Source organism: Pseudomonas sp. NFPP07 (genome assembly GCF_900115645.1).
In the GTDB taxonomy this organism is placed as follows: Bacteria; Pseudomonadota; Gammaproteobacteria; order Pseudomonadales; family Pseudomonadaceae; genus Aquipseudomonas; species Aquipseudomonas chlororaphis.
In genome coordinates this window covers 63,678-87,135 of sequence record NZ_FOXG01000005.1, presented here as the reverse complement: position 1 = coordinate 87,135, position 23,458 = coordinate 63,678, and the positions used below count along the sequence as shown (strand labels likewise).

Sequence of the window (23,458 nt, the reverse complement as noted above, 5' to 3'; positions counted from 1 at the left end):
AAACACAGATTTCAATCTCAGGCGCGTACTTTTCTGCAGTGGAAACCGAAGCCGACTTTTTCAACAGAATCGGCCGATAGTTGCCCTTGGAGCATGACTACCTCAACCCCAAAGCAGCCTCCTCTACAAACTCCACCTACGCATCCAACCAAACCCCACACCCGATTTACCATTAAACTCTCCCCCCTCACGCCGCTCTCCTCTTCCCTGCGGCTCACCTGATTGTTTGCGGAGTTTGCCTTGCGTCTGTTTCACACCTCCGACTGGCACCTGGGGCAGAACCTCCATGGCCAGGAACGCGATTTCGAGCATGCCTGCTTTCTTGAATGGCTGTTGCGCCAGCTGGCGCTGCACAGCCCTGATGTGCTGTTGATCGCTGGCGATATCTTCGACACGGTCAACCCGCCGGTCAAAGCCCAGGAGCGGCTGTACGACTTTATTGTCAGCGCCCATGAGCAGCAGCCCGGCCTGACCATTGTGATGATTGCCGGCAACCATGACTCGGGTTCGCGCATCGAGTTGCCGGCGCCCTTGATGCGGCGTCTGCGCACCCACGCTTTGGGCCGGGTGTTGTGGCTGGACGATGGGCAGTTGGACAGCGAGCGTCTGTTGCTGCCGTTGCCGGATGCCAGCGGCGCGATTGCCGGTTGGTGCCTGGCGCTGCCGTTCCTGCGCCCGGCGGAGGTCACGGGGCCGCACCTGGGTGACGATTACCTGCGGGGCATCGGCCAGGTGCATGAATGGCTGATCGCCGCGGCCAACGCCAAGCGCCAGCCGGGCCAGGCGCTGGTCGCCATTAGCCACGCGCACATGGCCGGTGGCTCGGTATCGGAAGACTCCGAGCGCAGCCTGATCATCGGCAACGCCGAGGCCCTGCCCGCCAGTCTGTTCGGCCCCAGCATCAGCTACGTGGCCCTGGGGCATCTGCACAAGCCGCAGAAGGTCAACGGCGAGGAGCGCATCCGCTACAGCGGCTCGCCGATTCCGCTGTCGTTCTCCGAGATCGGCTACCAGCACCAGATCCTCGATATCCAGCTCGACGGCGAGACCCTGGTCAGCGTCGAACCACGGCTGATCCCGCGCGCGGTCAACCTGCAACGCCTGGGCCCGGCGCCGCTGGCGGAGATCCTGCTGCAACTGGCGGAGTTGCCGGACATCGACCTGCTGGCCGAAGAACAGCGCCAGCCCTGGCTGGAGGTGCGGGTGCGCCTGGACGAGCCGCAGCCGGACCTGCGCCAGCAAGTGGAAAGCGCCCTGCAGGGCAAGGCCGTGCGCCTGGTGCGCATCGCCGCCGAATACGCCGGCCATGGCGGCCGCGAGGGCGACGACGGCGCCGCGCAACTGGTGGAGCTGGACCAGCTCAGCCCACAGGACCTGTTCAGCCGCGCCTGGCTGGACAGCTACGGCAGCGAGGTGGATGAACAGACCCTCAAGGACTTCGCGCAACTGCTCCAGGAAGTGCAGCACGAGGAGGAGCAGCCATGAAGATTCTTGCCATCCGCCTGAAGAACCTGGCCTCCCTGGCCGGCCCCTTTGAAATCGACTTCACCGCCGAGCCCCTGGCCAGCGCCGGGCTGTTCGCCATTACCGGGCCCACCGGCGCCGGCAAGAGCACCCTGCTCGACGCCCTGTGCCTGGCGCTGTTCGGCGCGGTGCCGCGGCTGAACAATATCGGCCGCGAAACCAAGGTGCCGGAGGTCGACAGCGAAATGCTCACCAGCGACCCGCGCACCCTGCTGCGCCGCGGCACCGGCAGCGGTTACGCCGAGGTCGACTTCGTCGGCATCGACGGCCATCGCTACCGCGCCCGCTGGGAAACCAACCGCGCCCGGGACAAGGCCAACGGCAAGCTGCAGGCCAGCAAGCAGAGCCTGCACGACCTGGACAGCAACCAGCTGCTGGCCAGCCAGAAGCGCGACTACGAGCAGTTGATCGAAGCCAAGCTGGGGCTCAACTTCGAGCAGTTCACCCGCGCGGTGATGCTGGCCCAGAGCGAGTTCAGCGCCTTTCTCAAGGCCGACGACAAGGAACGCAGCGAGCTGCTGGAAAAGCTCACCAACACCTCGATCTACAGCCAGCTCGGGCGGCGCGCCTACAGCAAGAGCAAGGAAGCCGAGGAACAGCACAAGACCCTCAAGGCCCAGGCCAGTGGCATCACCCCGCTGGAGCCCGAGGCCCGGGCCGAACTGGACCAGCGCTTCGACGCCGCCCAGCAGCAGCTCAAGGCCCAGCAGGCGCAGCTCAAGCAGCTGGAGCTGCAACACGGCTGGCTCAAGGAGTTGCAGCAGTTGCAGGACCAGCAGCAGAGCGCCGCCGAGCAACTGCAACAGGCGCAAATGGCCTGGGAAGGCCTGGCCAGCGAACGGACCCGTCTGACCCGCCTGGAGCAGCTGGCGCCGCAACGCCATCAGTTCGCCCGGCAGGTGGAACTGAACCAGCAACTGACGCCGCTGCGCGAACAGATCCAGCAACAACGCCAGCAACAAGGTGCAGAGCAACAACGCCAGGGCGAACTGGAGCAGCAACTGGGCACGGCCCAGGCCGCGTTGCTCGCCGCCCAGGAACAGCAAAACACCAGCGCGCCGCTGCTGCGCGAGGCCTTTGCCGAGCAAAGCACCCTCGCCCACCTGGGCAAGACCTGCGGCGAAGCCGGCGCGCTCAAGGACAAGCTGCAACAGGCCAGCGAACAAGGCCAGCAGGCGATCCAGGCCATGCTCGAACAGCAGCGCCTGGTGGGCGAACGCCTGCAGCGGATTGCCGAGCAGCTGGAACACAGTACTCATCTGGCGCCGCTGAGCGATGCCTGGAACGCCTACCGCGATCGCCTGCAACAGCTGATGCTGGCCGGCAACCGGCTGAACAAGGGCCAGGAAGAACTGCCCGGCCTGCAACAACGGGCCGCCAGCGCCGCGCAGCAACTGGCCGCGCAACGCGATGAACTGCAAGTGCTGTACAGCGAAGCCGGCGCCGAGCCCCACGCAGTGGCCGAACAGTTGCAGATCCTCAGCGACTTGCTGCAAGACAACCGCAAGCAACAGCGCGCCTTCGAAGAACTGGCGCGGCTGTGGGCCAGCCAACAGGAACTGGACAAACGCGGCGCGGAACTGGCGGACAAACTGCAGGCCGCGGCGCGCGAGCGCGAAGAGCTGAACCGGATCGGCCTGCAGAGCAAGGCGGAACTGACAGTCGCCGAACAGACCCTGACGGTGACCCAGCAACTGCTGGAACGCCAGCGCCTGGCGCGCAGTGCCAGTGTCGAAGAGCTGCGCGAGCAATTACAGGACGATCAGCCCTGCCCGGTCTGCGGCAGCCACGAGCATCCCTACCATCAGCCCGAGGCGCTGTTGCAGAGCCTGGGACGCCACGACGAAAGCGAAGAAGCCAACGCGCGCAAGGCAGTGGATGAGCTCAAGGAAAAACTCGCCGAGCTGCGCAGCCAGGTCGGCGGCCTGATCGCCCAGCAGAAGGAATTCCTCCAGCAACAGGAACAACTGGCCAGCCAGCAGCTGGCCCTGGCGCCAAGTATCGAAGCCCATCCCTTGTCGGCGGCGCTGCTCGACCAGGATGCCGGCAAGCGCGATACCTGGCTGAACCAGCAACTGAGCCAGTTGAACCAGAGCATCCAGCAGGACGAACAGCGCCAAGGCGCCCTGCTGAAACTGCAAAAGGACGCCGGGCGCCTGCAACAACAACTGCAGGCAGCGATCGAAGCCAGCCACGAGGCCACGCACCACCTGACCCAGCAGCAACAACAGCTGGGCGCGGATCGCCAGCGCCTGGAAGAAGAGCTGTCGGCCTTCGCCACCCTGCTGCCGGCCGATACCCTCGAAGCCCTGCGCAACGACCCGGCCGCGACGTTCATGCAGATCGACCAGCAGGTCATGCAGCGCCTGGAGCAGCTCGACCAGCAGAAGGAAGAAGCGCAAGAGCAGCAACAGCGCCAGCTGGCCCTGGACAAGGAACAGGACCGCCAGCAGACCCGCGTGCAGCAACTGCAAGCCGCCCAGGAGCAATTCAATGCCCTGGCCGAACAGCAGCAGGCGGCCCACAACAAGCTCGCGCAACTGCTGGGCGAACACGCCAGTGCCGAACAGTGGCAGCAGCATCTGGAACAGGCTGTGGAACAGGCGCGCGCCGCCGAGGTGCTGGCCAACCAGCAGTTGCAGGAAGTCCGCCGCCTGCTGGTGCAACTGGGCGCGGAACTGCAAGGCAAGGAGGAGCGCCTGCTGGCCCTGGAAGCCGAACAGCAGGAACTGGGCAGCAAGATCGCCGACTGGCGCCAGCAGCACCCGGAGCTGGACGACGGCGCGCTGGAGCAATTGCTCAGCCTCGACGACCAGCAGGTCGCCGCGTTGCGTCAGCAGTTGCAAGAGCGGGAAAAGGCGGTGGAACAGGCCAGGGTCCTAGTCACCGAACGCGAGCAGCGCCTGCACAGCCATCAGGCCCAGCACAACGGCCAGCTCGACGCCGAACAACTGGCCGGTGCCCTGGGCGAGCTGCACAACCAGCTGGCCGCCAGCGAACAGTTGAGCGCCGAACTGCGCGCCCAGCAGACCGAGGATCAGCGCCGGCAAGACGCCAACCAGACGCTGGGCGAACAGATCGCCCAGGCCTACAGCGAATGGCAGCGCTGGGCGCGGCTCAATGCCTTGATCGGTTCGGCCAGCGGCGACACCTTCCGCAAGATCGCCCAGGCCTACAACCTCGATCTGCTGGTGCATCACGCCAACGCGCAACTGCGCCAGCTGGTGCGGCGCTATCGCCTCAAGCGCGGCGGCAGCATGCTCGGCCTGCTGGTGATGGACACGGAAATGGGCGATGAACTGCGCTCGGTGCATTCGCTGTCCGGCGGCGAGACCTTCCTGGTGTCCCTGGCGCTGGCCCTGGGCCTGGCGTCCATGGCTTCCAGCACGCTGAAGATCGAATCGCTGTTTATCGACGAAGGCTTCGGCAGCCTCGATCCGGAATCCCTGCAACTGGCGATGGACGCCCTCGACGGCTTGCAGGCCCAGGGCCGCAAGGTGGCGGTGATTTCCCACGTGCAGGAAATGCACGAGCGGATTCCAGTGCAGATCCAGGTACGGCGCCAGGGCAATGGCCTGAGCACCCTGGAGGTGAAATGAATACGTTGTATTCGTTCCGTCGCTGCCCCTACGCCATGCGTGCGCGCCTCGCGCTGCGCTACAGCGGGGTGCCGCTGGAGATCGTCGAAGTCAGCCTCAAGGCCAAGCCGGCCGAGATGCTGGCGCTGTCGCCCAAGGGCACGGTGCCGGTGCTCAATGTTGACGGCCGGGTGATCGACGAAAGCCTGGATATCATGCGCTGGGCCCTGGCCCAGCACGATCCGCAGGATTGGTTACTGAAGGACGATGGGCCGGCGCAGCACCGGATCGACGCGCTGATCGCGGAAAACGACCAAGTGTTCAAGCTGCACCTCAATCGCTACAAATACGCCGAGCGTTATCCCGAGCAGCCGATGGAGCATTACCGCGGCCAGGGAGAAGTATTTCTACGGCAGTTGGATGAACTGTTGAGCCAGCGCGACTACCTGCTGGCGGATCACCCGAGCCTGGCGGACATGGCCCTGGCGCCGTTCGTGCGGCAGTTCGCCCATGTCGATCGCGAGTGGTTCGCGCAGACGCCTTACCCGCATTTGCAGCGCTGGTTGCAGCGGTTCCTGGAGTCGGAGCTGTTCACCCAGGTGATGGCCAAACCACCCTTGTAGCCGCTGCCGCAGGCTGCGATCGACCGGAACGGGCGCTGCGATCTCTCGGACGCTGGAGGTCCTTCGGACCTATCGCAGCCTGCGGCAGCAGCTACAGGATTGTTCCTCGGATCAGGCCAGCACACTGCACATCTGCAACGCCGAGCAATCGACGCTGAACGGGCCGAAGAACGCAGCCTTGGGTTTGGCTGGCGGGTTGCCGGCCAGCAGGCCCAGGGCCTTGGCGGTTTCGATGTTGTGGGCGATGTTGTGATTGCATTCGATAGCCCGGGCCAGCGAGCCCGCCGAGCCCTGCCCTATCCCCAGCAAGGACGCGCCATTGGTCATGAACGCCAGGACGGCAATGACCCAGAACCTGCATCCTTTCATAGCAGCGCCACTCCCGCGTCCGCAGGGTGTTCGGCGGCTTGCGCGCGGTGTTCGAACTGGATGGCCGGGTAAGCGACCTGGATCGGCGGTTGCACTGCCGACGGGGTCTGGGCCGAGAGGCTGACCAGGAGGACCATGGCCAGGTACAGGCCAATGGCGACATAGGCGCCGCGCTTGGCAGAGGTGAGGATCGAGTGGGCCATGGTGGTCTCCGTGGGCATGTTTGCGTGCCCACAGAATCCGTTAAAAGCGCCCGCCGCAGAAACAACCTCGGTGCATAGTCACCATCAGTTGGATTGATCGTGAATCCGCGGCCAATCAATCCCCAAGCAGGGTCAGCATGCGCTCGCGGGAGGTTTCCGGCTCGCCTTCGACAGGCTGGGCAGCCGAGAGAATCGGGGTGGAATAGAGGAACAGAAGAACCACTGCCAGACGCATCGCCATGCTGTCGATCCTTGGAAAGGAGGAGTCAATTAATTAGCGTCAAATTTAAACATATGGCGATATGACATTACCAAGCTAATTTGCCTGGCAGAGGGGAAAACGTCGCATACAGGTGATGCAGGAGCGACATCACTGCCGGTCCGCTGGATGAACGAGTCCATCCAGGGAAGCCAGTGACTTCGCTCCTGCATACCTGGGCGTTGCGGGGAATTTCAGTGTTGGATCTTGTGATCCAGGGCGGCGTAGAAGTTGGCGCTCTGTTGCAGGTATTTCTGGGTGTAGGTGTTGGTCGCGGATTTTTTCTCGCTGATTTCCACGTTGGCGCTGGCTGGCAGGGCCACGGTAGCGGAGATGGCGGAAGCGGCGATCACGGAGAAGAGATTGAAGTTCATTCGGGTAACCCTCGTATGCAGTCGGCTTGTTTGCCCGGAAGCCTTGATGTGCCGGGCCGTGAAGCAAAACTACGCCCGAGGGTTGGCGGGTTGAAATCTTTTCCAGCAGTAGCAGATATCAGCGTCATTAATAGAAAGGCTCAGGCCCCGTCAACCGGGGCCTGTGGCTTATTGACGCACCAGGAACTTGATATCGCTGGGTGAATCGAACGGCAGTTTCTGCACGGTCTTGCCGAGGAAACCGGTCTTGGCGTCGCGCTCGATCACCACGATTTCGTTGCTCTTCTGGTTGCCGATCAGCACGTATTTGTTGCTCGGATCGAGGCTGAACTCACGAGGGTGATCGCCCTCCACCGAACGGCGCTGGATCTCCTTGAGCTGGCCGGTGGCTTCGTCGATGGCGAATACCAGCAACTGATTGGCCGTGCCGCGGTTGCTCACGTACAGGTACTTGCCATCTTTCGAGGCATGCAGCGCGCCCGCCGCCTTCTTGTCCTTACCGCCACTGGTCAAGTCGAGGATCTGCTTCTGGGTCAGCTTGCCGTCCTGGTAATCGAACATCACCACCTGGGCGCTCATTTCCAGGGTCAGGTAGGCGTGCTTGCCATCGGCGCTGAACAGCAGGTGGCGTGGGCCGCTGCCCGGCGGCAGCTCGACGAACGCCGGCTCGGCCGCGGTCAGGGGGCGTTCGGCGTTGGCCTTGGGGTCGTAGCGGTAGACGAAGATCTTGTCCGCGCCCAGGTCGCTGGCGAACACGAACTGGCCATCCGGCGACGACACCACCGAATGCACGTGGGCCGCCACCTGGCGCTCGGGGTTGACCCGGCTGCCTGGGTGGCTGCTGAGCTGGACCACCGGCGACAGCTTGCCATCGGTACCGACCGGCACTACCGCGAGGCTGCCGCCTGGATCCGCAACCACCGAATAGTTGCTGACGAACAGGTAGCGGCCATCGCCGCTCAGGCTCGAATGCGTCGGTTCGTTGCCCAGGCTCTGCACCTGGTTGATCGGGTTCAGCTTGCGGCTCTTGGCTTCGATGCCGAAGCTGCTGACCCGGCCGATCGGGTCGGTTTGCCCAGGCCCGTTCTCGTTGACCACGAACAGCTGTTTCTGGTCCTTGGACAGGGTCAGCCAGGACGGGTTGGCGCTCTTGACCACCTGCAGCGGCTTGGCGTCGATCTTGCCGGTGCGGCCGTCGAACTTGAGGCGGTAGATGCCTTCGCTCTGGCCCTGGGTGTAGGAACCGACCAGCAGTTCCTGGGTCTCGACCGGCGCGGCCTGCACGGCCATGGCGCCGACACTGCCAGCCATCAGCAGTGGCCAGAAGTTACGCATCCTCATGTTCATCCTCCTCATCGTTACGGGCACTGAAAGCACTCATGCACACCAGGCGGTGCTCACCGGAATCGCCGACGATGGTCCAGCTCTGCAGGGTGTCGTCGAAGGTCGCGGCGTTGACCTGGGCCAGGCTGAAACTCCAGCGCTTGGCCGCGCGGCCGTCCATGCATTCGATCAGCAGCTGTTGGTCGTCAAGGGTGAAGTCGAAGGCATGCAGCCCGTCGATTTCCAGCATGTCGCAGGCTTGGAGGGCAGTCAGCAAAGTGTCTGTAGCGGCAGTCATGGTCGTCAGTCAGCAATGGAAAGCGGCCATGATAGCGGGTCCGGCGCGGCGCGGCTGTAGTGGCATTGCAAAGTTCGCGCGCCCCATTGTTACAAACCCTGTAGCCGCTGCCGCAGGCTGCGCCAGGGCCGAAGGCCCTCCTGCGCCAGGAAGACCGCCGCGACTGTGCCGGTCGATCGCAGCCTCGCGGGCTCGGCAGCGGCTACAGGTTACGGAGACGGGCAATAAAAAACCGCGACCTGGGTCGCGGTTTTGCTTGCAGCCGCAAGGCTTAGTGGGCGAACAGCGAGTTGCCCTTCTGCCCCGCCAGTTTCTCCGGCTTGATCAGGAACCGCGCCAGCGCCGGCAGCAGCCACAGCGCGCCGAACATGTTCCACAGGAGCATGAAGGTCAGCATCAGGCCCATGTCGGCCTGGAACTTGATGGCCGAGAAGATCCAGGTAGCCACGCCGATGGCCAGGCACAGGCCGGTGAACAGCACCGCCTTGCCGGTGGATTTCAGGGTCTGGTAGTAGGCCTCCTGCAACGGCAGGCCGGCACGCAGGAAGCTTTCCAGGCGGCTGTAGATGTAGATCCCGTAGTCCACGCCGATCCCCACCCCGAGCGCCACCACCGGCAAGGTCGCGACCTTCACGCCAATGCCCATGAACGCCATCAGCGCGTTACCCAGCACCGAAGTCAGCACCAGCGGCAAGACGATGCACAGGGTCGCCGCCCAGGAGCGGAAGGTGATCATGCACATCACCGCCACGCAGATGTACACCAGCACCAGGATGGTCAGTTCCGAGCGCTTGATCACTTCGTTGGTGGCCGCCTCGATCCCGGCGTTACCCGCCGCCAGCAGGAACTCCAGGCCCTCCTTGTTGTGCTCCTTGGCGAACTCCTGCACCGCATGCACCGCGCGGTCGAGGGTCTCGGCCTTGTGGTCGTTGAGGAAGATCAGCACCGGCGCCAGCGAGCAATTGTTGTTGTACAGGCCGTCGGCCCGGGCGATGGAGTTGTTCAGCACATCCGGGTTGCGCGACAGGGTTTCCCATTTCAGGTTGCCCTCGTTCATGCCCTTGATCATTTGCTTGGACACAGTCACCAGGGAAATCGCCGACTGCACGCCCTCGGTGTTCTGCATCTTCCACATCAGCTCGTCGATCGGTGCCATGGCTTCGTAGCGCGAGCAGCCTTCGGAGGCGGTCTTGACCATCACCACCAGCACGTCGGAACTGGTGGAGTAGTTGTTGATGATGAAGTTGTTGTCCTTGTTGTAGCGCGAGTCCGGACGCAGCTCCGGCGCGCCCTGGTCGAGGTCGCCGATCTTCAGGTTCTGGCTGTACCAGAGGCCGCCACCGAAGGCCAGCAGGGCCAGGAAGATCGACACCGGGGCGACTTTCGGGCTGGCGAAGTTCGACAGCAGGCGCCAGAACGGATGCTCGCGGGTCGCGTCCTTCTTGCTGCGCTCGATCGCGCGCTTGCTGATGCCGACATAGGAAATCGCCACCGGCAGCAGGATCAGGTTGGTGAACACGATCACCGCCACGCCGATGGACGCGCCGATGGCCAGCTCGCGAATCACCCCGATGTCGATGATCAACAGGGTGATGAAGCCCACGGCGTCGGCGAGGATCGCGATCATCCCCGGCAGGAACAGCTGGCGGAAGGTGCGCCGGGCCGCGGTCAGGGCGTTGTCGGCACCGCTGGATTGCAGGGCGATACCATTGATTTTCTGCACGCCGTGGGAAATACCGATGGCGAAGATCAGGAACGGCACCAGCATCGAATAAGGGTCAAGGCCAAAGCCCACGGCGTGCATCAGGCCCAGCTGCCAGACCACCGCCACCAGGGTGGTGATGAGCACGGCGATGGTGCTGCGGATGCACCAGGTGAACCAGTACAGCAGCACCAGGGTGATCAGGAAGGCGACGCCAAAGAACATCACCACCATGATCAGGCCGTCGATCAGGTCGCCGACCTTCTTGGCGAAACCGACGATGTGAATCTTCACATTGGGGTTCTGCGCCTCGAACTTGTCGCGGATCTTTTCCTCAAGCTCGTGGGAGAACTTCTGGTAGTCCAGGGCCAGCAGCTTGCCCTGGTCCTCCGGGTCCGGGTAGGACTCCAGCAGCGGGATGTCGACGATGCTCGATTTAAAGTCGTTGGCCACCAGGCGCCCGACCTGCCCCGACTTGAGTACGTTGTTGCGCAGCAGGTCGAGGCTGTCGGCCGAGCCGTTGTAGCTCTGCGGGATCACTTCGCCGCCGGCGAAGCCTTCCTCTGTCACTTCGGTCCAGCGCACGCTGGGGCTCCACAGCGACTTCAGGCCCGAGCGGTCGACGCCGGAGATGTAGAACACCTCGTCGTGGATCTGCCGCAGCGTCTCCATGTACTCCTTGGTGAAGATGTCGCCGTCCTTGGCCTCCACCGAAATGCGCACGGTGTTGCCCAGGTTCGCCAGGTCATTGCGATGCTCCATCATCTTCTCGATGAAGGGATGCTCGAGCGGGATCATTTTTTCGAAGCTGGTGGACGGCTTGATCAGCGTGGCCTGCCAGAACAGGAAAACGCTGACCAGCAGGCAGATGACGATCACTGCCGGGCGGTTGTTGAAAATCAGACGCTCGAGAAACGTCGCCTTGTCGGTTTGATGACTGCTCATGGAAGTGTTCCCGCCTTCTTATTATTTGGCCCGGCTTGCTTGCCCTGATTATTTTCCGAGATCGGCGCCATTCGCCGAGGTCGAGCGCACACCGCCCTGCCCCGCCAGAATCAGGTTGCCATTGCCGGCCGCCGTCACCGCTGCCAGGGAGATCCGGTCCGGACGGTTGTAGACGCTGAAGGTCAAGCCGTTGTCGGTGCTGCGCACCACGCTGCCGCCGTTGCCGACGATCACCAGCGAGCCGTCGTCCAGCAGCGTGGCGCCGGACAGGCCGAACTCCAGGCTGCCGCGAGCGGCCTTGAGCTCGACCTGCTCCCAGGTACTGCCGAAGTCGGTGGAGCGATAGAGGTTGCCGCGCAGGCCGTAAGCCAGCAGCGTGGCGGGCTGGGCGGTGCCGATCACGCCGAAGAACGAACCTTCATAAGGGCCTTCGAGGCGCTCCCAGGTCTGCCCCCAATCGGCAGAGCGGAACATGCTGCCCTGCTCGCCGACGATGAACAGGCCGGAATCCTTCACCGCGGCGATGGCGTTGAGGTGGTATTGGTCTTCGTTGTCCAGGCGGTCGCTGGCGTCTTCCCAGTGCTTGCCGCCGTCGGTGGTGGCCAGCAGCGCGCCGTAGGCACCCACGGCAAAACCGTTGAGGGCGTCCTGGAACCACAGGTCCAGCAGCGGCGCTTCGCGCTTGAGGTCTTCGAATTGCTTGGTCCAGGTCAGGCCGCCGTCTTCGCTGGCGAGCACCTGGGCATCGTGGCCGACGGCCCAGCCGTGCTGGGCATCGACGAAATACACCGCGGTCAGCAGCTGGCGGGTCGGTACCTTGGCCTGGGTCCAGGTCTGGCCCTGGTCGTCGGAATAGAGAATGTGCCCGCGATCGCCAACGGCGACCAGGCGCGAACCGGCATGCACGACATCGAGCATCAGGCCCTTGCTGGCCTTGGCCGATTCGGTGGAGTAGACAGTGTCCGCTGCGGACGCAGCGGCCTGGACCGGGGCCGGTAACAGGGCGACCCCCAACAGCGAGAGCGCTGTAGCCAGCAACGCAAATCTGCGCAAGGCCGGCGGGCGGCAGGAACTCACACCCATGACAGGCTCACTCATAGACCTTTCCCCCATTTATTATTGTTAGGTCGTTCAACCTTTACAGGGCGCCGTTCGGGGCATGGGATCCAGGACACCGTCCTGAAACCTGCAATCTAGAGCCCCTTCGGAAGCTGACCTATCCTATCGGGCTTTAGAAACGTCTGACAATCGACGCCACGTTATCTTTTGTTAACCACCGTACCCGGCCTGGAACCTGACTGCTCAGTCGATACTGAGGCAACGTACGAAGCGTAGCTGAGGCTGGAACACCAACGCCGCGGACTGCGCCCTTCGATCCCCAAGCATCTGCAGCCGATAGCCGCGCAAAGACTGATTCAGGACAGGGGCCGCGCCTCCTGGCTTTGGCTATGATTGAGCTGCGTGGTCTGCAAGCCGGACTTCAGGAGTGAGCCATGATTGCCATACGCGAGGCGTGGAAAGCCGGATTGCTGGGACGCGCGCACTGGGCCCGCAACCTGGTGTCCGGGGTGATTGTCGGCGTGGTGGCGCTGCCGTTGGCCATGGCCTTCGCCATCGCCTCCGGGGTCAAGCCTGAACAGGGGATCTACACCGCCATCGTCGGCGGCCTGCTGGTGTCGCTGTTCGGCGGCAGCCGCTTGCAGATCGCCGGGCCCACCGGGGCCTTTATCGTGATTCTGGCCGGGGTCACCGCCAAGTACGGGGTCGACGGCCTGCAACTGGCGACCATGATGGCCGGGATCATCCTGTTCCTGCTGGGCATCAGTCGCCTGGGGGCCCTGATCAAGTTCATCCCGGACCCGGTGATACTCGGCTTTACCGCCGGGATCGGGGTGATCATCTGGGTCAGCCAGTGGAAGGACTTCTTCGGCCTGCCCGCCGTCGGCGGCGAGCACTTTCACCAGAAGCTCTGGCATCTGTTGCAGGCCCTGCCCGACCTGCACCTGGCCACCACCCTGCTGGCCCTGCTCAGCCTGGCGCTGTTGTGGGGCGTGCCCAGGGTCGCGCAGCTCAAACGCCTGCCCGCGCCCCTGGTCGCCATGACCCTGGCCACGGCCCTGCAGTCACTGTTCCAGTTCGACGGCGTGGCCACCATCGGCAGTGCCTTCGGCGGCATTCCCCAGGGCTTGCCGGCGCTGCAGTTGCCCGAGATCAGCCTGCCCCGGGTGCTGGACCTGATCGGCCCGGCCTTCGCCATCGCCATGCTCGGCGCCATCGAGTCGCTGTTGTCGGCGGTGGTGGCCGACGGCATGGCCGGCACCCGCCACGACTCCAACCAGGAACTGATCGGCCAGGGCATCGCCAACCTGGCCACGCCGCTGTTCGGCGGATTCGCCGCCACCGGCGCGATTGCCCGCACCGCGACCAATATCCGCAACGGCGGCAGCAGCCCGCTGGCGGGCATCGTCCATGCCTTGGTCCTGGTGCTGATCATCCTGTTTCTCGCGCCGCTGGCGGCCAATATCCCGCTGTGCGCCCTGGCCGCGATCCTGTTCGTGGTGGCCTACAACATGAGCGAGCTGCACCACTTCAAGCGCATGGTACAGCGGGCGCCCCGGGCGGACGTGGCGATTCTGCTGGCCACCTTTACCCTCACGGTATTCAGCGACCTGGTGATCGCGGTGAATATCGGGGTGATTCTGGCGATGCTGCATTTCCTGCGGCGCATGGCCTCCTCGGTGGAGGTGCAACAGGTGGTGGAACAGGACCTGCAGCACGAGCTGCACGGCAACGGCCAGTTGCATCTGCCACCGGGCGTGCTGATCTACACCATCGAGGGGCCGCTGTTCTTTGGTGCTGCGGAGACTTTCGAACGAGCGCTAGCGCAGACTCACAGCGACCCACGGGTGCTGATCATTCGCCTGAGACACGTGCCGTTCATGGACATCACGGGCTTGCAGATGCTGGAGGAAGTGATTGGCCAGCTGCATAAACGCGGGATCGTGGTGAAGCTGTGCGAAGCCAACCTCAAGGTCCACACCAAGCTTGAGCGGGTCGGCATCCTGCACGCCATCGGCGCGCAGAACTATCACCCTGACCTGAGCAGCGCCCTGACCACCACCCTGTAGCCGCTGCCGCAGGCTGCGAACGGCCCGCAGGGACGCAAGAAGCTGGACGGGAGATCGTCAGGCAAGCCCCTGCGGGGCTTTTCGCAGCCTCGCAGGCTCGGCAGCGGCTACAGCTGTCGAGCCTACATAGGCCCAAGCCCGGCGTCAGGCGAGGCTTTTGCTCACCACTTCGAACACGTCGCTGGACAGCTCGCCGGAAGTGCGGATGCGTTCCAGTTCGCCTTTCATCAGCGCCTGGCGGGCGCTGTCGTATTTGCGCCAGCGGGTCAGCGGCGCCAGTTGCCGCGAGGCGATCTGCGGGTTGAAGCCGTTGAGCTGGATCACCAGGTCGGCCAGGAAGCGGTAGCCGGAGCCGTCCGCGGCGTGGAAGTTGATCAGGTTCTGGCCGGCGAAGGCGCCGATCAGGGCGCGCACCTTGTTCGGGTTCTTGATGTTGAACGCCGGGTGCTGCATCAAGGCCTGGACCCGCTCCAGCCCGCCCGGCAGCGTGCTGCCGGCCTGGACGCTGAACCACTGGTCCATGACCAGGGCGTTGTCCTTGAAGTGCTCGGCGAACACCGCCAGGGCCTTGGCTTTCTCGGCCTCGAACGGCGAGTTGACCAGCACCGCCAGCGCGGTCAGGCGCTCGGTCATGTTGTCGGCGGCGTCGAACTGTTCGATGGCGGCCGCCAGCACTTGCGACTTCTCGGTGAGCATCAGGTACGACAGCGCGATGTTTTGCAGGGCGCGGCGAGCGAAGTGCGCGGACTCGGCGACATAGTCGGTGCTCCGGGAGACCTCGCGATTGGCCTGGTAACGCTTCCACAACGCATCGAACAGGCTATCGGCCAATTGCTGGCGGGCGAACTCGCGCGCCGCGTGAATGGCCTCGACATCCGCCACTTCGCTGATCTCGGTCAGGTAGGCCTCGCCCGGCAGCGAAAGCATTTCCGCGACCATGGCCTGGTCCAGGCTGTCATCGGCCAGAAGCGTGCCCAGCGCGGTGACCAGACGCTGGTCCAGCACCAGCGCCTGGCCCTGCTGATGCTGGGCAATCAGGTCTTGCAGCACCTGCACCGCCAGTTGCTGGCCGGCGTCCCAACGGTTGAAACCGTCGCTGTCGTGCTGCATGAGGAACATCAACTGGTCGCGGTTGTACGGGAAGCTCAGCTTCACCGGCGCCGAGAAACCGCGCAGCAAGGACGGCAGCGGCTTTTCGGCGATATCGACGAAGGTGAAGGTCTGCTCGGCTTCGGTCACCGAGATCACCCGCGAAGAGCCTTGCGCGGCGGCTTCGCCAGCCAGGCGCAGGGCAATCGCCGCGCCCTTGGAGTCCAGCAGGCCCAGCTCGACCGGAATCACGAACGGCAGTTTTTCCACCTTGTCCGGGGTTTGCGGGCAGCTCTGGCGGAAGGTCAGGCTGTAGGTCTTCGCCGCCGCGTCATAGGCCTCGCTGACCGCCAGGCGTGGGGTGCCGGCCTGGCTGTACCAGCGCTTGAACTGGCCCAGGTCGATGCCGTTGGCATCTTCCATGGCCTTGACGAAATCGTCGCAGGTCACGGCCTGGCCGTCGTGGCGTTCGAAGTACAGGTCGCTGCCCTTGCGGAAGCCTTCCGCGCCCACCAGGGTGCGGATCATGCCGACCACTTCCGATCCCTTCTCGTACACGGTCAGGGTGTAGAAGTTGGAGATCTCGATAAAGCTTTCCGGGCGCACGGCGTGGGCCATGGGGCCGGCGTCTTCGGCGAACTGGTGGGTGCGCAGGTAGGCCACGTCCTGGATGCGCTTGACCGTGCGCGAGTTCATGTCCGAGGAGAAACCGGCATCGCGAAATACCGTGAAGCCTTCCTTGAGCGACAGCTGGAACCAGTCGCGGCAGGTCACGCGGTTGCCCGACCAGTTGTGGAAGTATTCGTGGGCGACGATCGCTTCGACCCGCTGGTGCGCGGCGTCGGTGGCGGTCTCGGCGCGGGCCAGCACGGCGCTGGAGTTGAAGATGTTGAGGCCCTTGTTCTCCATGGCGCCCATGTTGAAGTCGTTGACCGCGACGATCATGAAGATGTCCAGGTCGTACTCACGGCCGTAGGTCTGTTCGTCCCAGCGCATGGACTTCTTCAGGCTGGTCATGGCGTGCTGGCACTTGTCGATGTTTTCCGGCTCGACGTAGATGCGCAGCGCGACTTCGCGCTGGTTCATGGTGGTGAAGCTGTCCTCGACGCACCACAAATCGCCCGCCACCAGGGCGAACAGGTAGGCCGGCTTCATGAACGGGTCTTCCCAGGTCGCCCAGTGCCGGCCGTCTTCGCCCGGACCGCTGGCGATCGGGTTGCCGTTGGACAACAGCACCGGGTAGCTGTGCTGCTCGGCCACCACGGTGGTGGTGAACTTGCTCATCACATCCGGGCGGTCGAGGTAGTAGGTGATCTTGCGAAAGCCCTCGGCCTCGCACTGGGTGCAGAACATGCCGCTGGACTTGTACAGGCCTTCCAGGGCGGTGTTGCTTTCCGGGTGGATCTTGACGCTGGTGTCGACGGTGAAGGATTCACTGGTCGGCTGCAGGGTCAGGTGGCTGGCGCTCAGCTGGTAATCCGCGGCCGTCAGCTCGCGATCGCCCAGGGACACCGACAGCAGCTCCAGCTGCTGGCCGTCGAGTACCAGCGGCGGCAGGCCGGCGCCATGCGCTGGGTTACGGCGCATCACCAGTTGCGCATGGACCAGGCTGTGGTCCTCGAACAACTCGAAGGTCAGGTGCGTTTCGTCGATCAGGTACTCGGGCGCCTGATAGTCCTTCAGGTAAATCATCTTCGGTTGTTCGGTGCGCATGCGGCGAATCCTTCTACTGATGCACGGCGAGCTGGTAGGCCGTGTATTTACGAATATTGATCACGCCGGTATCGAAGATCAGGTATTGGCCCTTGATCCCCAGCAGCGTGCCTTCGGCAATCGGGTTCTTGTCCAGGTTGAAGCTGACGATCTTGGCCGGGTACTGCTTGACCGGGTAGCGGATCTCGATCGGCTCGACATCGCTGACCGGTTGGATCGCCTGCAGGCCGAAGCGTTCCTGCAAGGCGCGCAGGCCCTCGGCGCAGGAAGCGAACAGCTGGTCGCGCACTTGCGCCAGGTCCACCGCTTCGGCGTCGCCCTTGAGCAACGCGCGCCAGTTGGTCTTGTCGGCCACCTGGGTGCGGAACAGGTCCTCGACGAAACCGGACTGCTGGCGGGTCGCCACGCGCATGATCGGCAGCGCCTGGCTGGCGCCCTGGTCAAGCCAGCGGGTCGGCAGCTGGGTGGCGCGGGTGATACCGACCTTGATCCCCGACGAGTTGGCCAGGTACACCACGTGGTCGGTCATGCAGAACCGCTCGCCCCAGGACGGCTCGCGGCAGGTGCCGGCGTCGTAGTGGCAGCGTTCCGGGCTCATGATGCAGATATCGCACTGGGCCAGCTTGGTCATGCACGGGTAGCAGTAACCCTGGCTGAAGCTGGTCTTGGTCTTGCGCCCGCAATGGGTGCAGTGGATCGCCCCCAGGTATTCCAGGCGCACGGTGCTGCCGATCAATGGATTGACCGGCACCTCGGTGTCGCCAAGGCGAAAGGCATACTGCACGTCCGCCCCGTCCAGGCGCGCCGACATTTTACTGATGGAGCCACGGCCGATCTCGATCAATGGATGGCATCCGACTTGAACAGGATGTTCGGCACTTCGATCGACTTCGACGCACATTCTTGCGGGCCCATGTAACCGGTGCGCTGCTCTTCGGGCAGGTTCTGCATTTCCCAGGCGATCATCGCCTGCAGGGACAGCTCGCGCTGCTCGGCGGTGAGCTTGCGGCCATCGGACCATTTGCCGATCTCTACCGCCAGTTTCAGGCTCTGGTAGATGTCCGGGGTGATGTTTTCAATCATTTCAACAAACGACGACATAAGCGGTCTCCAGCATTAGAGGGCCAGTTTACGGCGACTGTACAAGCCGCCCAACAAACCTGTGAGGCATCCGACGAGCAACCCACCGACGTGGGCGGCGTTGGCGATTTCACCGAAGCCGATCACCGAGATCAGCCCCGACAGACAAATCAGCAACCACACCAGCATCATCGCCAGGACTCCGCGAGGCAGGCGATAGACCGGGTTGGGCGACAGCAACTGATAGATCCAGCAATGCCCGAGCAGGCCGTACAGCACGCCGGACAAGCCACCGAACAGGCTCGGCCCGCTGAACAGGTATTGCGCGTAGTTCGACACCAGGCTGAACAGCAGCGTCAGGCCCAGCAGGTTGATGCTGCCCTGGCGTTGTTCGATGCGCCGCCCCAGCTCCCAGTACCACATGCCGTTCATGGCGATGTGCAGGAAGCCGAAGTGGATCAGCATCGGCGTGACCAGGCGCCACCACTGCCCCCCCGCCAGGCTGTCGGCCAGGGGCGTGAACTGGATGTAGTCGCCGACCACGCGAAATTCCAGGAAGGTCAGCCAGCGCAGGGTGCCGAGGTTTTCGCCGAGCAGGGTCAGGGCCCCGACGATCAGGCTCAGCAGCAGGATCAGCGCGGTGGCCGGGCTACGGCGCAATTGCTCGACGAACCCCGGCCGGCGCATGGCGGCGCCGGCCTCGGGGATGTCCAGTTGCTGCTCGGGGTCGCCCGCCGGAAAACGCTCGTACAACGAACGCACATCCTCGCTGATGGCGTCCGGCACCCAGAGCACCTGCTCCCCCGCTTCCTCGCTGACCCGGTGCGGCACCTGCATGCGCTGCAGCAGTTTGACGAAGCCACTCAGGTCCACATTCAACGGCAGACGCAATACCGCAACCGCACTCATTGCTGCTCCTCCGGCCGCTCGACATAGACCCAGACGAATTTATCCGGGTCCAGGCGGGTTTCCTGGTCCAGGCGATAAGCCACCAGCTTGCCGTAGAGCACCGCGCTGTAATCCAGACAGGCCAGGTTCGAGCGAATCGGCGCCGGTTTGCCGCTGCGCCAGTAATGGCCGACGAACAGCAGCGGCTCATCGACGCCGTAGCGCAGCAGGTTATTTTTCTCCGCCGAGGACAGCGGCGTGCGGGCCACCGGCTCGGGCAGCGCATCGGGCTGGAACACGATGTCGCCGTAGGTCTGCGGGTCGTCTTCCCAGAACTTGGTGCGGAAGAACGAACGGGTCAGGCCATCGCCGCTGGTCATGGTCAAGCCATGGGGCAGGCGCATGTCGGTGCCGCGCAGCAGGCGGTCGAACACGTTATTGGCGAAGCTGCCGGGGATCGCCGAGGCCTGGAGGAAGTGCTCGTCGATGCAGCCATCGGGGTATTGCGCCCGCAGCGGCTCGATCAGGCCGGCGTCCCAACAGGCATGCACCACGCGAAAACGCCCGGCGTCGACGAACAGCGGCATTTTGTAGAACCAGGCGAGGAAATCGTGCCAGTCCTTGGGGTACTGCTCGAATTGCGCCAGGGTCTCGTTGATCAGGCGGGCATGGCGCGGCGTGTGTTCGCGCACGAACTGCCTGCTGCTGCCGGGCGGTGCCGGGGTGACCCAGCCCAGGGCGTTGAACTCATGGTTGCCCATGACGCACAGCGCCTGGCCGGCCTCGACCATGTCGTGGACGATGTGCAAGGCTTCGCGGATCCGTGGGCCGCGGTCGATGATGTCGCCGAGGAACACCGCCATGCGCGACGAATGCCGCCAGACGCCACCCTGCTTGCGATAACCGAGCTTGTCCAGCAGGTGCTCAAGGGTCATGGCGCAACCGTGCACGTCACCGATCAGGTCGTAGCTACGCGCGGGATCGAGCATCAGTCGCCTCCACCACCCAGTCGACTGCCCCAGCCGAGCTTGGTCCGGCAGACCTCGTAATAGTTGTGGTCCAGCGGGTGGATCAGGCGCAGCTTCTGGGCCTTCTTGCTGACGGTGATGGTGTCACCGGGGGCACAGGTGAAATGGTTCTGCCCGTCGCAGGAAACCTGCGGGTAGATCTGCATATCCTTGGACACGACGATTTTCAGCTCGCTGTTGCCATCGACCACGATCGGCCTTCCCGACAAGGTATGGGGGTACATCGGCACAATCACAATGGCGTCGAGCTTGGGATGCATGATCGGCCCGCCAGCGGACAAGGCGTAGGCGGTGGAGCCGGTCGGCGTGGCGACGATCAGGCCGTCGGCCTTCTGGCTGCAGACGAACTGACCGTCGATGTAGATCTCGAACTCGATCATCCGCGTCGACTTGCCCGGGTGCAGCACCACATCGTTGAGCGCATCGCCCTGGCCGATGGCTTCGGCGTGGCGCCGTACTTCGGCCTGCAGCAGGAAGCGGTTTTCCACCAGATAGTGGCCGTCGAGGACCTCGGCGACCTTGACCTCCAGCTCGTCCGGACGAATGTCGGTGAGGAAGCCCAGGCTGCCGCGGTTGATCCCCAGCACCGGGATGTTGTGGCGCGCCAGGGCACGGGCCGCGCCCAGCAGGCTGCCATCGCCGCCGACCACGATCACCATGTCGCAGACTTCGCCCAGCAGCTTGCGCGAGGAGGTCTGCAGGCCGTGGCCGGGCAGGACTTCGGCGATGGTGTCTTCGAGGATCACATGCAGGTGGCGGGCGAGCAGAAACTTTTTCAGTCGGCGAACTGTGTCCAGCACCTGCGAACTGCCCAGGCGACCGATAATGCCGATATTGCGAAATTGCTCCATGGGGCTCCTGCAGGGGTTCTGGGACGGGCAAAGCAGAGATTATGGGCGAAAGCCGGCCATAGACAAAATCCTTTCAGCCTCGACGTTAGGCGCTATGCTCGCAGAATGATCCTGTTTCCCGGCTTGCTCGACCTCCCCCGCCAGTTGCGCCACCCCGAAGTGCGCGACCTGGCCTGGGTCATCCTCGCGCCGCCGATGCTCGACGAGACTCCCTGGCCGCAGCGCCATCCACTGGCCGGCAGCGACTGGGTGCAGGCGCCACAGCTGCTGGCGCACTGGCTGCGCCAGCTGGACCAGGACGGCCGCGCCCTGCGCCGCTGGCTGGCCCTCGGGCCGACCAAGCGCCTGGGTCTCTACTACGAACGCCTGTGGCAATTTGCCGTACAGCACGCGCCCGGTGTCGAGCTGCTGGCGGCCAACCTGCCGATCCGCCGCGCCGGCCACACCCTGGGCGAACTGGACATGCTGCTGCGCGATCGCGACGGCATTCACCACCTGGAACTGGCGATCAAGCTCTACCTCGGCCCGCAATCGGGCAACGGCGCGGACACCGCCTTATGGCTGGGCCCCGGCTGCCACGACCGCCTGGACCGCAAGCTGGCGCACCTGAACGAGCACCAGCTACCGATCTCCGCCCGGGCCGACAGCCTGGAGGTGCTGGCGGCCATGGATATCCAGGACTTCAGCGCCCACCTGTGGCTCGGCGGCTACCTGCTCTACCCCTGGCCCGGCACCACGCAACCGCCCCGCGGCGCCCACCCGCAGCACCTGCGCGGACGCTGGCTGCATCAGCGCGACTGGCCGGCCTTTATCGATCAAAGCCCGCCCGGGCGCTGGCAACCCTTACCGCGCCAGGCCTGGCTGGCGCCAGCGTCCTACCCGGCGGAACAAACCTGGAGCGCCCCCCGGCTGCAAGCCTGGCTAGAGGAGCTCGACCCGCACGCTCCGGCGCAATTGCTGGTGCGCCTGACGGAAAACCGCGCCGGCGATTGGGAAGAAGCCGAACGCCTGTTCCTGGTGGCGGACCTCTGGCCGAACGTCCCCGGAACCAGTTGAGCCTCCGCCTGCCCCCTGTAGGAGCGAGCTTGCTCGCGATAGCGTCATACCTGACACACCACGGTGCCTGCATCGCCAGCAAGCTGGCTCCTACAGGGTGCGCGGTGGACCCTCACATCACCGACAAGCGAACGGCCAGCGCCGCCAGGGTCACCAGCAGCACCGGCAGGGTCAGCACGATGCCGACCTTGAAGTAGCGGCCCCAGCCGATATGAATGTTCTTGCGCTCCAGCACGTGCAGCCAGAGCAAGGTGGCCAGGCTGCCGATCGGGGTGATCTTCGGCCCCAGGTCGCTGCCGATCACGTTGGCGTAGATCATCGCGTCCTTGACCAGGCCGCTGGCCTGGCTGGCGTCGATGGACAACGCGCCGATCAGCACCGTGGGCAGGTTGTTCATGATCGATGACAAGACCGCGGTCAGCAGCCCGGTGCCCATGGCCGCGCCCCAGATGCCGTAGTCGGCGAAGCGGTCGAGCCAGCCGGCCAGGTGGGTGGTCAGCCCGGCATTACGCAAGCCATACACCACCAGGTACATGCCGAGGGAAAAAATCACGATCTGCCACGGCGCTTCCTTGAGCACCTTGCGCGTGGAAATCTTGTGGCCCCTGGCCGCGATGCCCAGCAGCAGGGCCGCGCACACCGCCGAAATCGCGCTGATGGGAATGCCCAGCGGCTCCAGGGCAAAACACCCCAGCAGCAGGATGACCAGCACCCACCAGCCGGCGACGAAGGTGGCCTTGTCGTGGATCGCGCTGGCCGGCTGTGCCAGCTCTTCGGGGTCGTAGGCCTGCGGAATGTCGCGGCGGAAGAACCACAGCAACACCGCCAGGGTCGCCGCCACGCTGACCAGGTTCACCGGCAGCATCACCGCGGCGTACTGGTTGAAACCGATATTGAAGAAGTCCGCGGAAACGATGTTCACCAGGTTCGACACCACCAGCGGCAGGCTCGCGGTATCGGCGATAAACCCGGCGCCCATGACGAACGCCAGGGTCGCGGCCCGGGAGAAACGCAACGCCAGCAGCATGGAAATCACGATCGGCGTGAGAATCAGCGCCGCCCCGTCGTTGGCGAACAGCGCCGACACCAGCGCCCCCAGCAGCACCATGAAGGCAAACAGCTTGCGTCCGCTGCCCTGCCCCCAGCGCGCCACATGCAAGGCGGCCCAGGCGAAAAAACCGGCCTCGTCGAGCAGCAGGCTGATGATGATCAAGGCGACGAAGGTGCCGGTGGCGTTCCAGATGATCTGCCAGACCACCGGGATATCCGTCAGTTGCACCACCCCGAACAGCAGCGCCAGCACCGCACCGAGCACCGCGCTCCAGCCCACGCCGAGGCCCTTGGGTTGCCAGATCACCAGGGTAATGGTCAGCAGGAAAATCAATGAAGCAGTCAGCATGCCAGGCAGCCTTGAGCAGAAAGTGAGG

Annotated in this window: 20 protein-coding genes; 5 read left to right on the top strand and 15 right to left on the bottom strand. The window is 64.2% G+C overall.

Going from position 1 to position 23,458, the window contains the following annotated elements:
• Nucleotides 1-240 precede the first annotated feature (240 nt).
• The 3 genes from BM019_RS14125 to BM019_RS14115 are packed head-to-tail and all read left to right on the top strand — an operon-like array spanning nucleotide 241 to nucleotide 5,725.
• Nucleotides 241-1,485 carry an exonuclease SbcCD subunit D C-terminal domain-containing protein gene (locus tag BM019_RS14125; protein ID WP_062825713.1) on the top strand — a complete coding sequence of 415 codons (1,245 nt, stop codon included), beginning with the start codon at nucleotides 241-243 and terminating at the stop codon, nucleotides 1,483-1,485.
• Entirely contained in the window at nucleotides 1,482-5,123 is a 3,642-nt protein-coding gene (locus tag BM019_RS14120) for an AAA family ATPase (protein WP_092418630.1), read from the top strand. Before BM019_RS14125 ends, BM019_RS14120 begins: the two co-directional genes overlap by 4 nt.
• Nucleotides 5,120-5,725, top strand: a complete 606-nt coding sequence (locus tag BM019_RS14115) for a glutathione S-transferase (protein ID WP_092418629.1) — start codon at nucleotides 5,120-5,122, stop codon at nucleotides 5,723-5,725. Before BM019_RS14120 ends, BM019_RS14115 begins: the two co-directional genes overlap by 4 nt.
• Before the next feature lie 111 nt (nucleotides 5,726-5,836).
• On the opposite strand, the gene BM019_RS14110 is transcribed toward BM019_RS14115, so the two are convergent.
• The 8 genes from BM019_RS14110 to BM019_RS14080 all read right to left on the bottom strand — a co-directional run bounded on the left by BM019_RS14110 (nucleotide 5,837) and on the right by BM019_RS14080 (nucleotide 12,296).
• Complete coding sequence (locus BM019_RS14110) at nucleotides 5,837-6,094, bottom strand: hypothetical protein (protein WP_092418628.1); 258 nt, start codon at nucleotides 6,092-6,094, stop codon at nucleotides 5,837-5,839.
• Nucleotides 6,091-6,297: a hypothetical protein gene (locus tag BM019_RS14105; protein ID WP_007923224.1), complete on the bottom strand. Its 207-nt coding sequence runs from the start codon at nucleotides 6,295-6,297 to the stop codon at nucleotides 6,091-6,093. Before BM019_RS14105 ends, BM019_RS14110 begins: the two co-directional genes overlap by 4 nt.
• A gap of 115 nt (nucleotides 6,298-6,412) precedes the next feature.
• Nucleotides 6,413-6,538 (bottom strand): hypothetical protein, encoded by a 126-nt coding sequence (locus tag BM019_RS31185; protein ID WP_009043615.1) that lies wholly within the window; start codon nucleotides 6,536-6,538, stop codon nucleotides 6,413-6,415.
• Nucleotides 6,539-6,750: 212 nt separating this feature from the next.
• Nucleotides 6,751-6,930 carry a hypothetical protein gene (locus BM019_RS14100; protein WP_007923220.1) on the bottom strand — a complete coding sequence of 60 codons (180 nt, stop codon included), beginning with the start codon at nucleotides 6,928-6,930 and terminating at the stop codon, nucleotides 6,751-6,753.
• 168 nt (nucleotides 6,931-7,098) lie between these two features.
• Nucleotides 7,099-8,271 (bottom strand): lactonase family protein, encoded by a 1,173-nt coding sequence (locus tag BM019_RS14095; RefSeq protein ID WP_092418627.1) that lies wholly within the window; start codon nucleotides 8,269-8,271, stop codon nucleotides 7,099-7,101.
• The gene (locus BM019_RS14090; RefSeq protein ID WP_016704661.1) at nucleotides 8,258-8,551 is read right to left on the bottom strand and encodes a DUF5629 family protein; all 294 of its coding nucleotides are present in this window, start codon (nucleotides 8,549-8,551) and stop codon (nucleotides 8,258-8,260) included. Before BM019_RS14090 ends, BM019_RS14095 begins: the two co-directional genes overlap by 14 nt.
• Before the next feature lie 271 nt (nucleotides 8,552-8,822).
• Nucleotides 8,823-11,198, bottom strand: coding sequence for an efflux RND transporter permease subunit (locus BM019_RS14085; protein ID WP_009043611.1), 2,376 nt, complete (start codon nucleotides 11,196-11,198; stop codon nucleotides 8,823-8,825).
• A gap of 48 nt (nucleotides 11,199-11,246) precedes the next feature.
• On the bottom strand, nucleotides 11,247-12,296 hold the full coding sequence (locus tag BM019_RS14080) for a WD40/YVTN/BNR-like repeat-containing protein (RefSeq protein WP_092418626.1): 1,050 nt from the start codon (nucleotides 12,294-12,296) through the stop codon (nucleotides 11,247-11,249).
• A 395-nt stretch (nucleotides 12,297-12,691) separates the two neighbouring features.
• On the opposite strand from BM019_RS14080, the gene BM019_RS14075 reads away from it, so the two are divergent.
• Nucleotides 12,692-14,326, top strand: coding sequence for a SulP family inorganic anion transporter (locus BM019_RS14075; RefSeq protein ID WP_062825707.1), 1,635 nt, complete (start codon nucleotides 12,692-12,694; stop codon nucleotides 14,324-14,326).
• Nucleotides 14,327-14,470: 144 nt separating this feature from the next.
• Here the strand turns inward: BM019_RS14075 and pepN are convergent, their stop codons facing one another.
• From pepN to BM019_RS14045, 6 genes are read right to left on the bottom strand one after another with little or no spacing between them, the layout of a single operon-like run.
• Nucleotides 14,471-17,128 carry an aminopeptidase N gene (pepN, locus tag BM019_RS14070; protein WP_092418625.1) on the bottom strand — a complete coding sequence of 886 codons (2,658 nt, stop codon included), beginning with the start codon at nucleotides 17,126-17,128 and terminating at the stop codon, nucleotides 14,471-14,473.
• A 13-nt stretch (nucleotides 17,129-17,141) separates the two neighbouring features.
• Nucleotides 17,142-17,972 (bottom strand): DUF2797 domain-containing protein, encoded by an 831-nt coding sequence (locus BM019_RS14065; RefSeq protein WP_009043607.1) that lies wholly within the window; start codon nucleotides 17,970-17,972, stop codon nucleotides 17,142-17,144.
• Entirely contained in the window at nucleotides 17,969-18,229 is a 261-nt protein-coding gene (locus BM019_RS14060; protein WP_007920905.1) for a YeaC family protein, read from the bottom strand. Before BM019_RS14060 ends, BM019_RS14065 begins: the two co-directional genes overlap by 4 nt.
• 15 nt (nucleotides 18,230-18,244) lie before the next feature.
• Nucleotides 18,245-19,117, bottom strand: a complete 873-nt coding sequence (locus BM019_RS14055) for a rhomboid family intramembrane serine protease (RefSeq protein ID WP_092418624.1) — start codon at nucleotides 19,115-19,117, stop codon at nucleotides 18,245-18,247.
• Nucleotides 19,114-20,085, bottom strand: a complete 972-nt coding sequence (locus BM019_RS14050) for a metallophosphoesterase (RefSeq protein WP_092418623.1) — start codon at nucleotides 20,083-20,085, stop codon at nucleotides 19,114-19,116. Before BM019_RS14050 ends, BM019_RS14055 begins: the two co-directional genes overlap by 4 nt.
• Nucleotides 20,085-20,975, bottom strand: coding sequence for an NAD(+) kinase (locus tag BM019_RS14045; protein ID WP_007920913.1), 891 nt, complete (start codon nucleotides 20,973-20,975; stop codon nucleotides 20,085-20,087). The genes BM019_RS14050 and BM019_RS14045 overlap by 1 nt, the downstream gene beginning before the upstream one ends.
• A gap of 105 nt (nucleotides 20,976-21,080) precedes the next feature.
• On the opposite strand from BM019_RS14045, the gene BM019_RS14040 reads away from it, so the two are divergent.
• The gene (locus BM019_RS14040) at nucleotides 21,081-22,031 is read left to right on the top strand and encodes a DUF1853 family protein (protein ID WP_085531083.1); all 951 of its coding nucleotides are present in this window, start codon (nucleotides 21,081-21,083) and stop codon (nucleotides 22,029-22,031) included.
• A gap of 112 nt (nucleotides 22,032-22,143) precedes the next feature.
• On the opposite strand, the gene BM019_RS14035 is transcribed toward BM019_RS14040, so the two are convergent.
• Entirely contained in the window at nucleotides 22,144-23,430 is a 1,287-nt protein-coding gene (locus tag BM019_RS14035) for an arsenic transporter (RefSeq protein ID WP_009043603.1), read from the bottom strand.
• Nucleotides 23,431-23,458 lie beyond the last annotated feature (28 nt).

What these genes read in the sequence shown, in the direction of transcription:
- BM019_RS14120 (WP_092418630.1), top strand. Translation starts at nt 1,482, where the DNA reads ATGAAGATTCTTGCCATCCGCCTGAAGAACCTGGCCTCCCTGGCCGGC.
- BM019_RS14115 (WP_092418629.1), top strand. Translation starts at nt 5,120, where the DNA reads ATGAATACGTTGTATTCGTTCCGTCGCTGCCCCTACGCCATGCGTGCG.
- BM019_RS14110 (WP_092418628.1), bottom strand. Translation starts at nt 6,094, where the DNA reads ATGAAAGGATGCAGGTTCTGGGTCATTGCCGTCCTGGCGTTCATGACC.
- BM019_RS14105 (WP_007923224.1), bottom strand. Translation starts at nt 6,297, where the DNA reads ATGGCCCACTCGATCCTCACCTCTGCCAAGCGCGGCGCCTATGTCGCC.
- BM019_RS31185 (WP_009043615.1), bottom strand. Translation starts at nt 6,538, where the DNA reads ATGGCGATGCGTCTGGCAGTGGTTCTTCTGTTCCTCTATTCCACCCCG.
- BM019_RS14100 (WP_007923220.1), bottom strand. Translation starts at nt 6,930, where the DNA reads ATGAACTTCAATCTCTTCTCCGTGATCGCCGCTTCCGCCATCTCCGCT.
- BM019_RS14095 (WP_092418627.1), bottom strand. Translation starts at nt 8,271, where the DNA reads ATGAGGATGCGTAACTTCTGGCCACTGCTGATGGCTGGCAGTGTCGGC.
- BM019_RS14090 (WP_016704661.1), bottom strand. Translation starts at nt 8,551, where the DNA reads ATGACTGCCGCTACAGACACTTTGCTGACTGCCCTCCAAGCCTGCGAC.
- BM019_RS14085 (WP_009043611.1), bottom strand. Translation starts at nt 11,198, where the DNA reads ATGAGCAGTCATCAAACCGACAAGGCGACGTTTCTCGAGCGTCTGATT.
- BM019_RS14080 (WP_092418626.1), bottom strand. Translation starts at nt 12,296, where the DNA reads ATGAGTGAGCCTGTCATGGGTGTGAGTTCCTGCCGCCCGCCGGCCTTG.
- BM019_RS14075 (WP_062825707.1), top strand. Translation starts at nt 12,692, where the DNA reads ATGATTGCCATACGCGAGGCGTGGAAAGCCGGATTGCTGGGACGCGCG.
- pepN (WP_092418625.1), bottom strand. Translation starts at nt 17,128, where the DNA reads ATGCGCACCGAACAACCGAAGATGATTTACCTGAAGGACTATCAGGCG.
- BM019_RS14060 (WP_007920905.1), bottom strand. Translation starts at nt 18,229, where the DNA reads ATGTCGTCGTTTGTTGAAATGATTGAAAACATCACCCCGGACATCTAC.
- BM019_RS14055 (WP_092418624.1), bottom strand. Translation starts at nt 19,117, where the DNA reads ATGAGTGCGGTTGCGGTATTGCGTCTGCCGTTGAATGTGGACCTGAGT.
- BM019_RS14050 (WP_092418623.1), bottom strand. Translation starts at nt 20,085, where the DNA reads ATGCTCGATCCCGCGCGTAGCTACGACCTGATCGGTGACGTGCACGGT.
- BM019_RS14045 (WP_007920913.1), bottom strand. Translation starts at nt 20,975, where the DNA reads ATGGAGCAATTTCGCAATATCGGCATTATCGGTCGCCTGGGCAGTTCG.
- BM019_RS14040 (WP_085531083.1), top strand. Translation starts at nt 21,081, where the DNA reads ATGATCCTGTTTCCCGGCTTGCTCGACCTCCCCCGCCAGTTGCGCCAC.
- BM019_RS14035 (WP_009043603.1), bottom strand. Translation starts at nt 23,430, where the DNA reads ATGCTGACTGCTTCATTGATTTTCCTGCTGACCATTACCCTGGTGATC.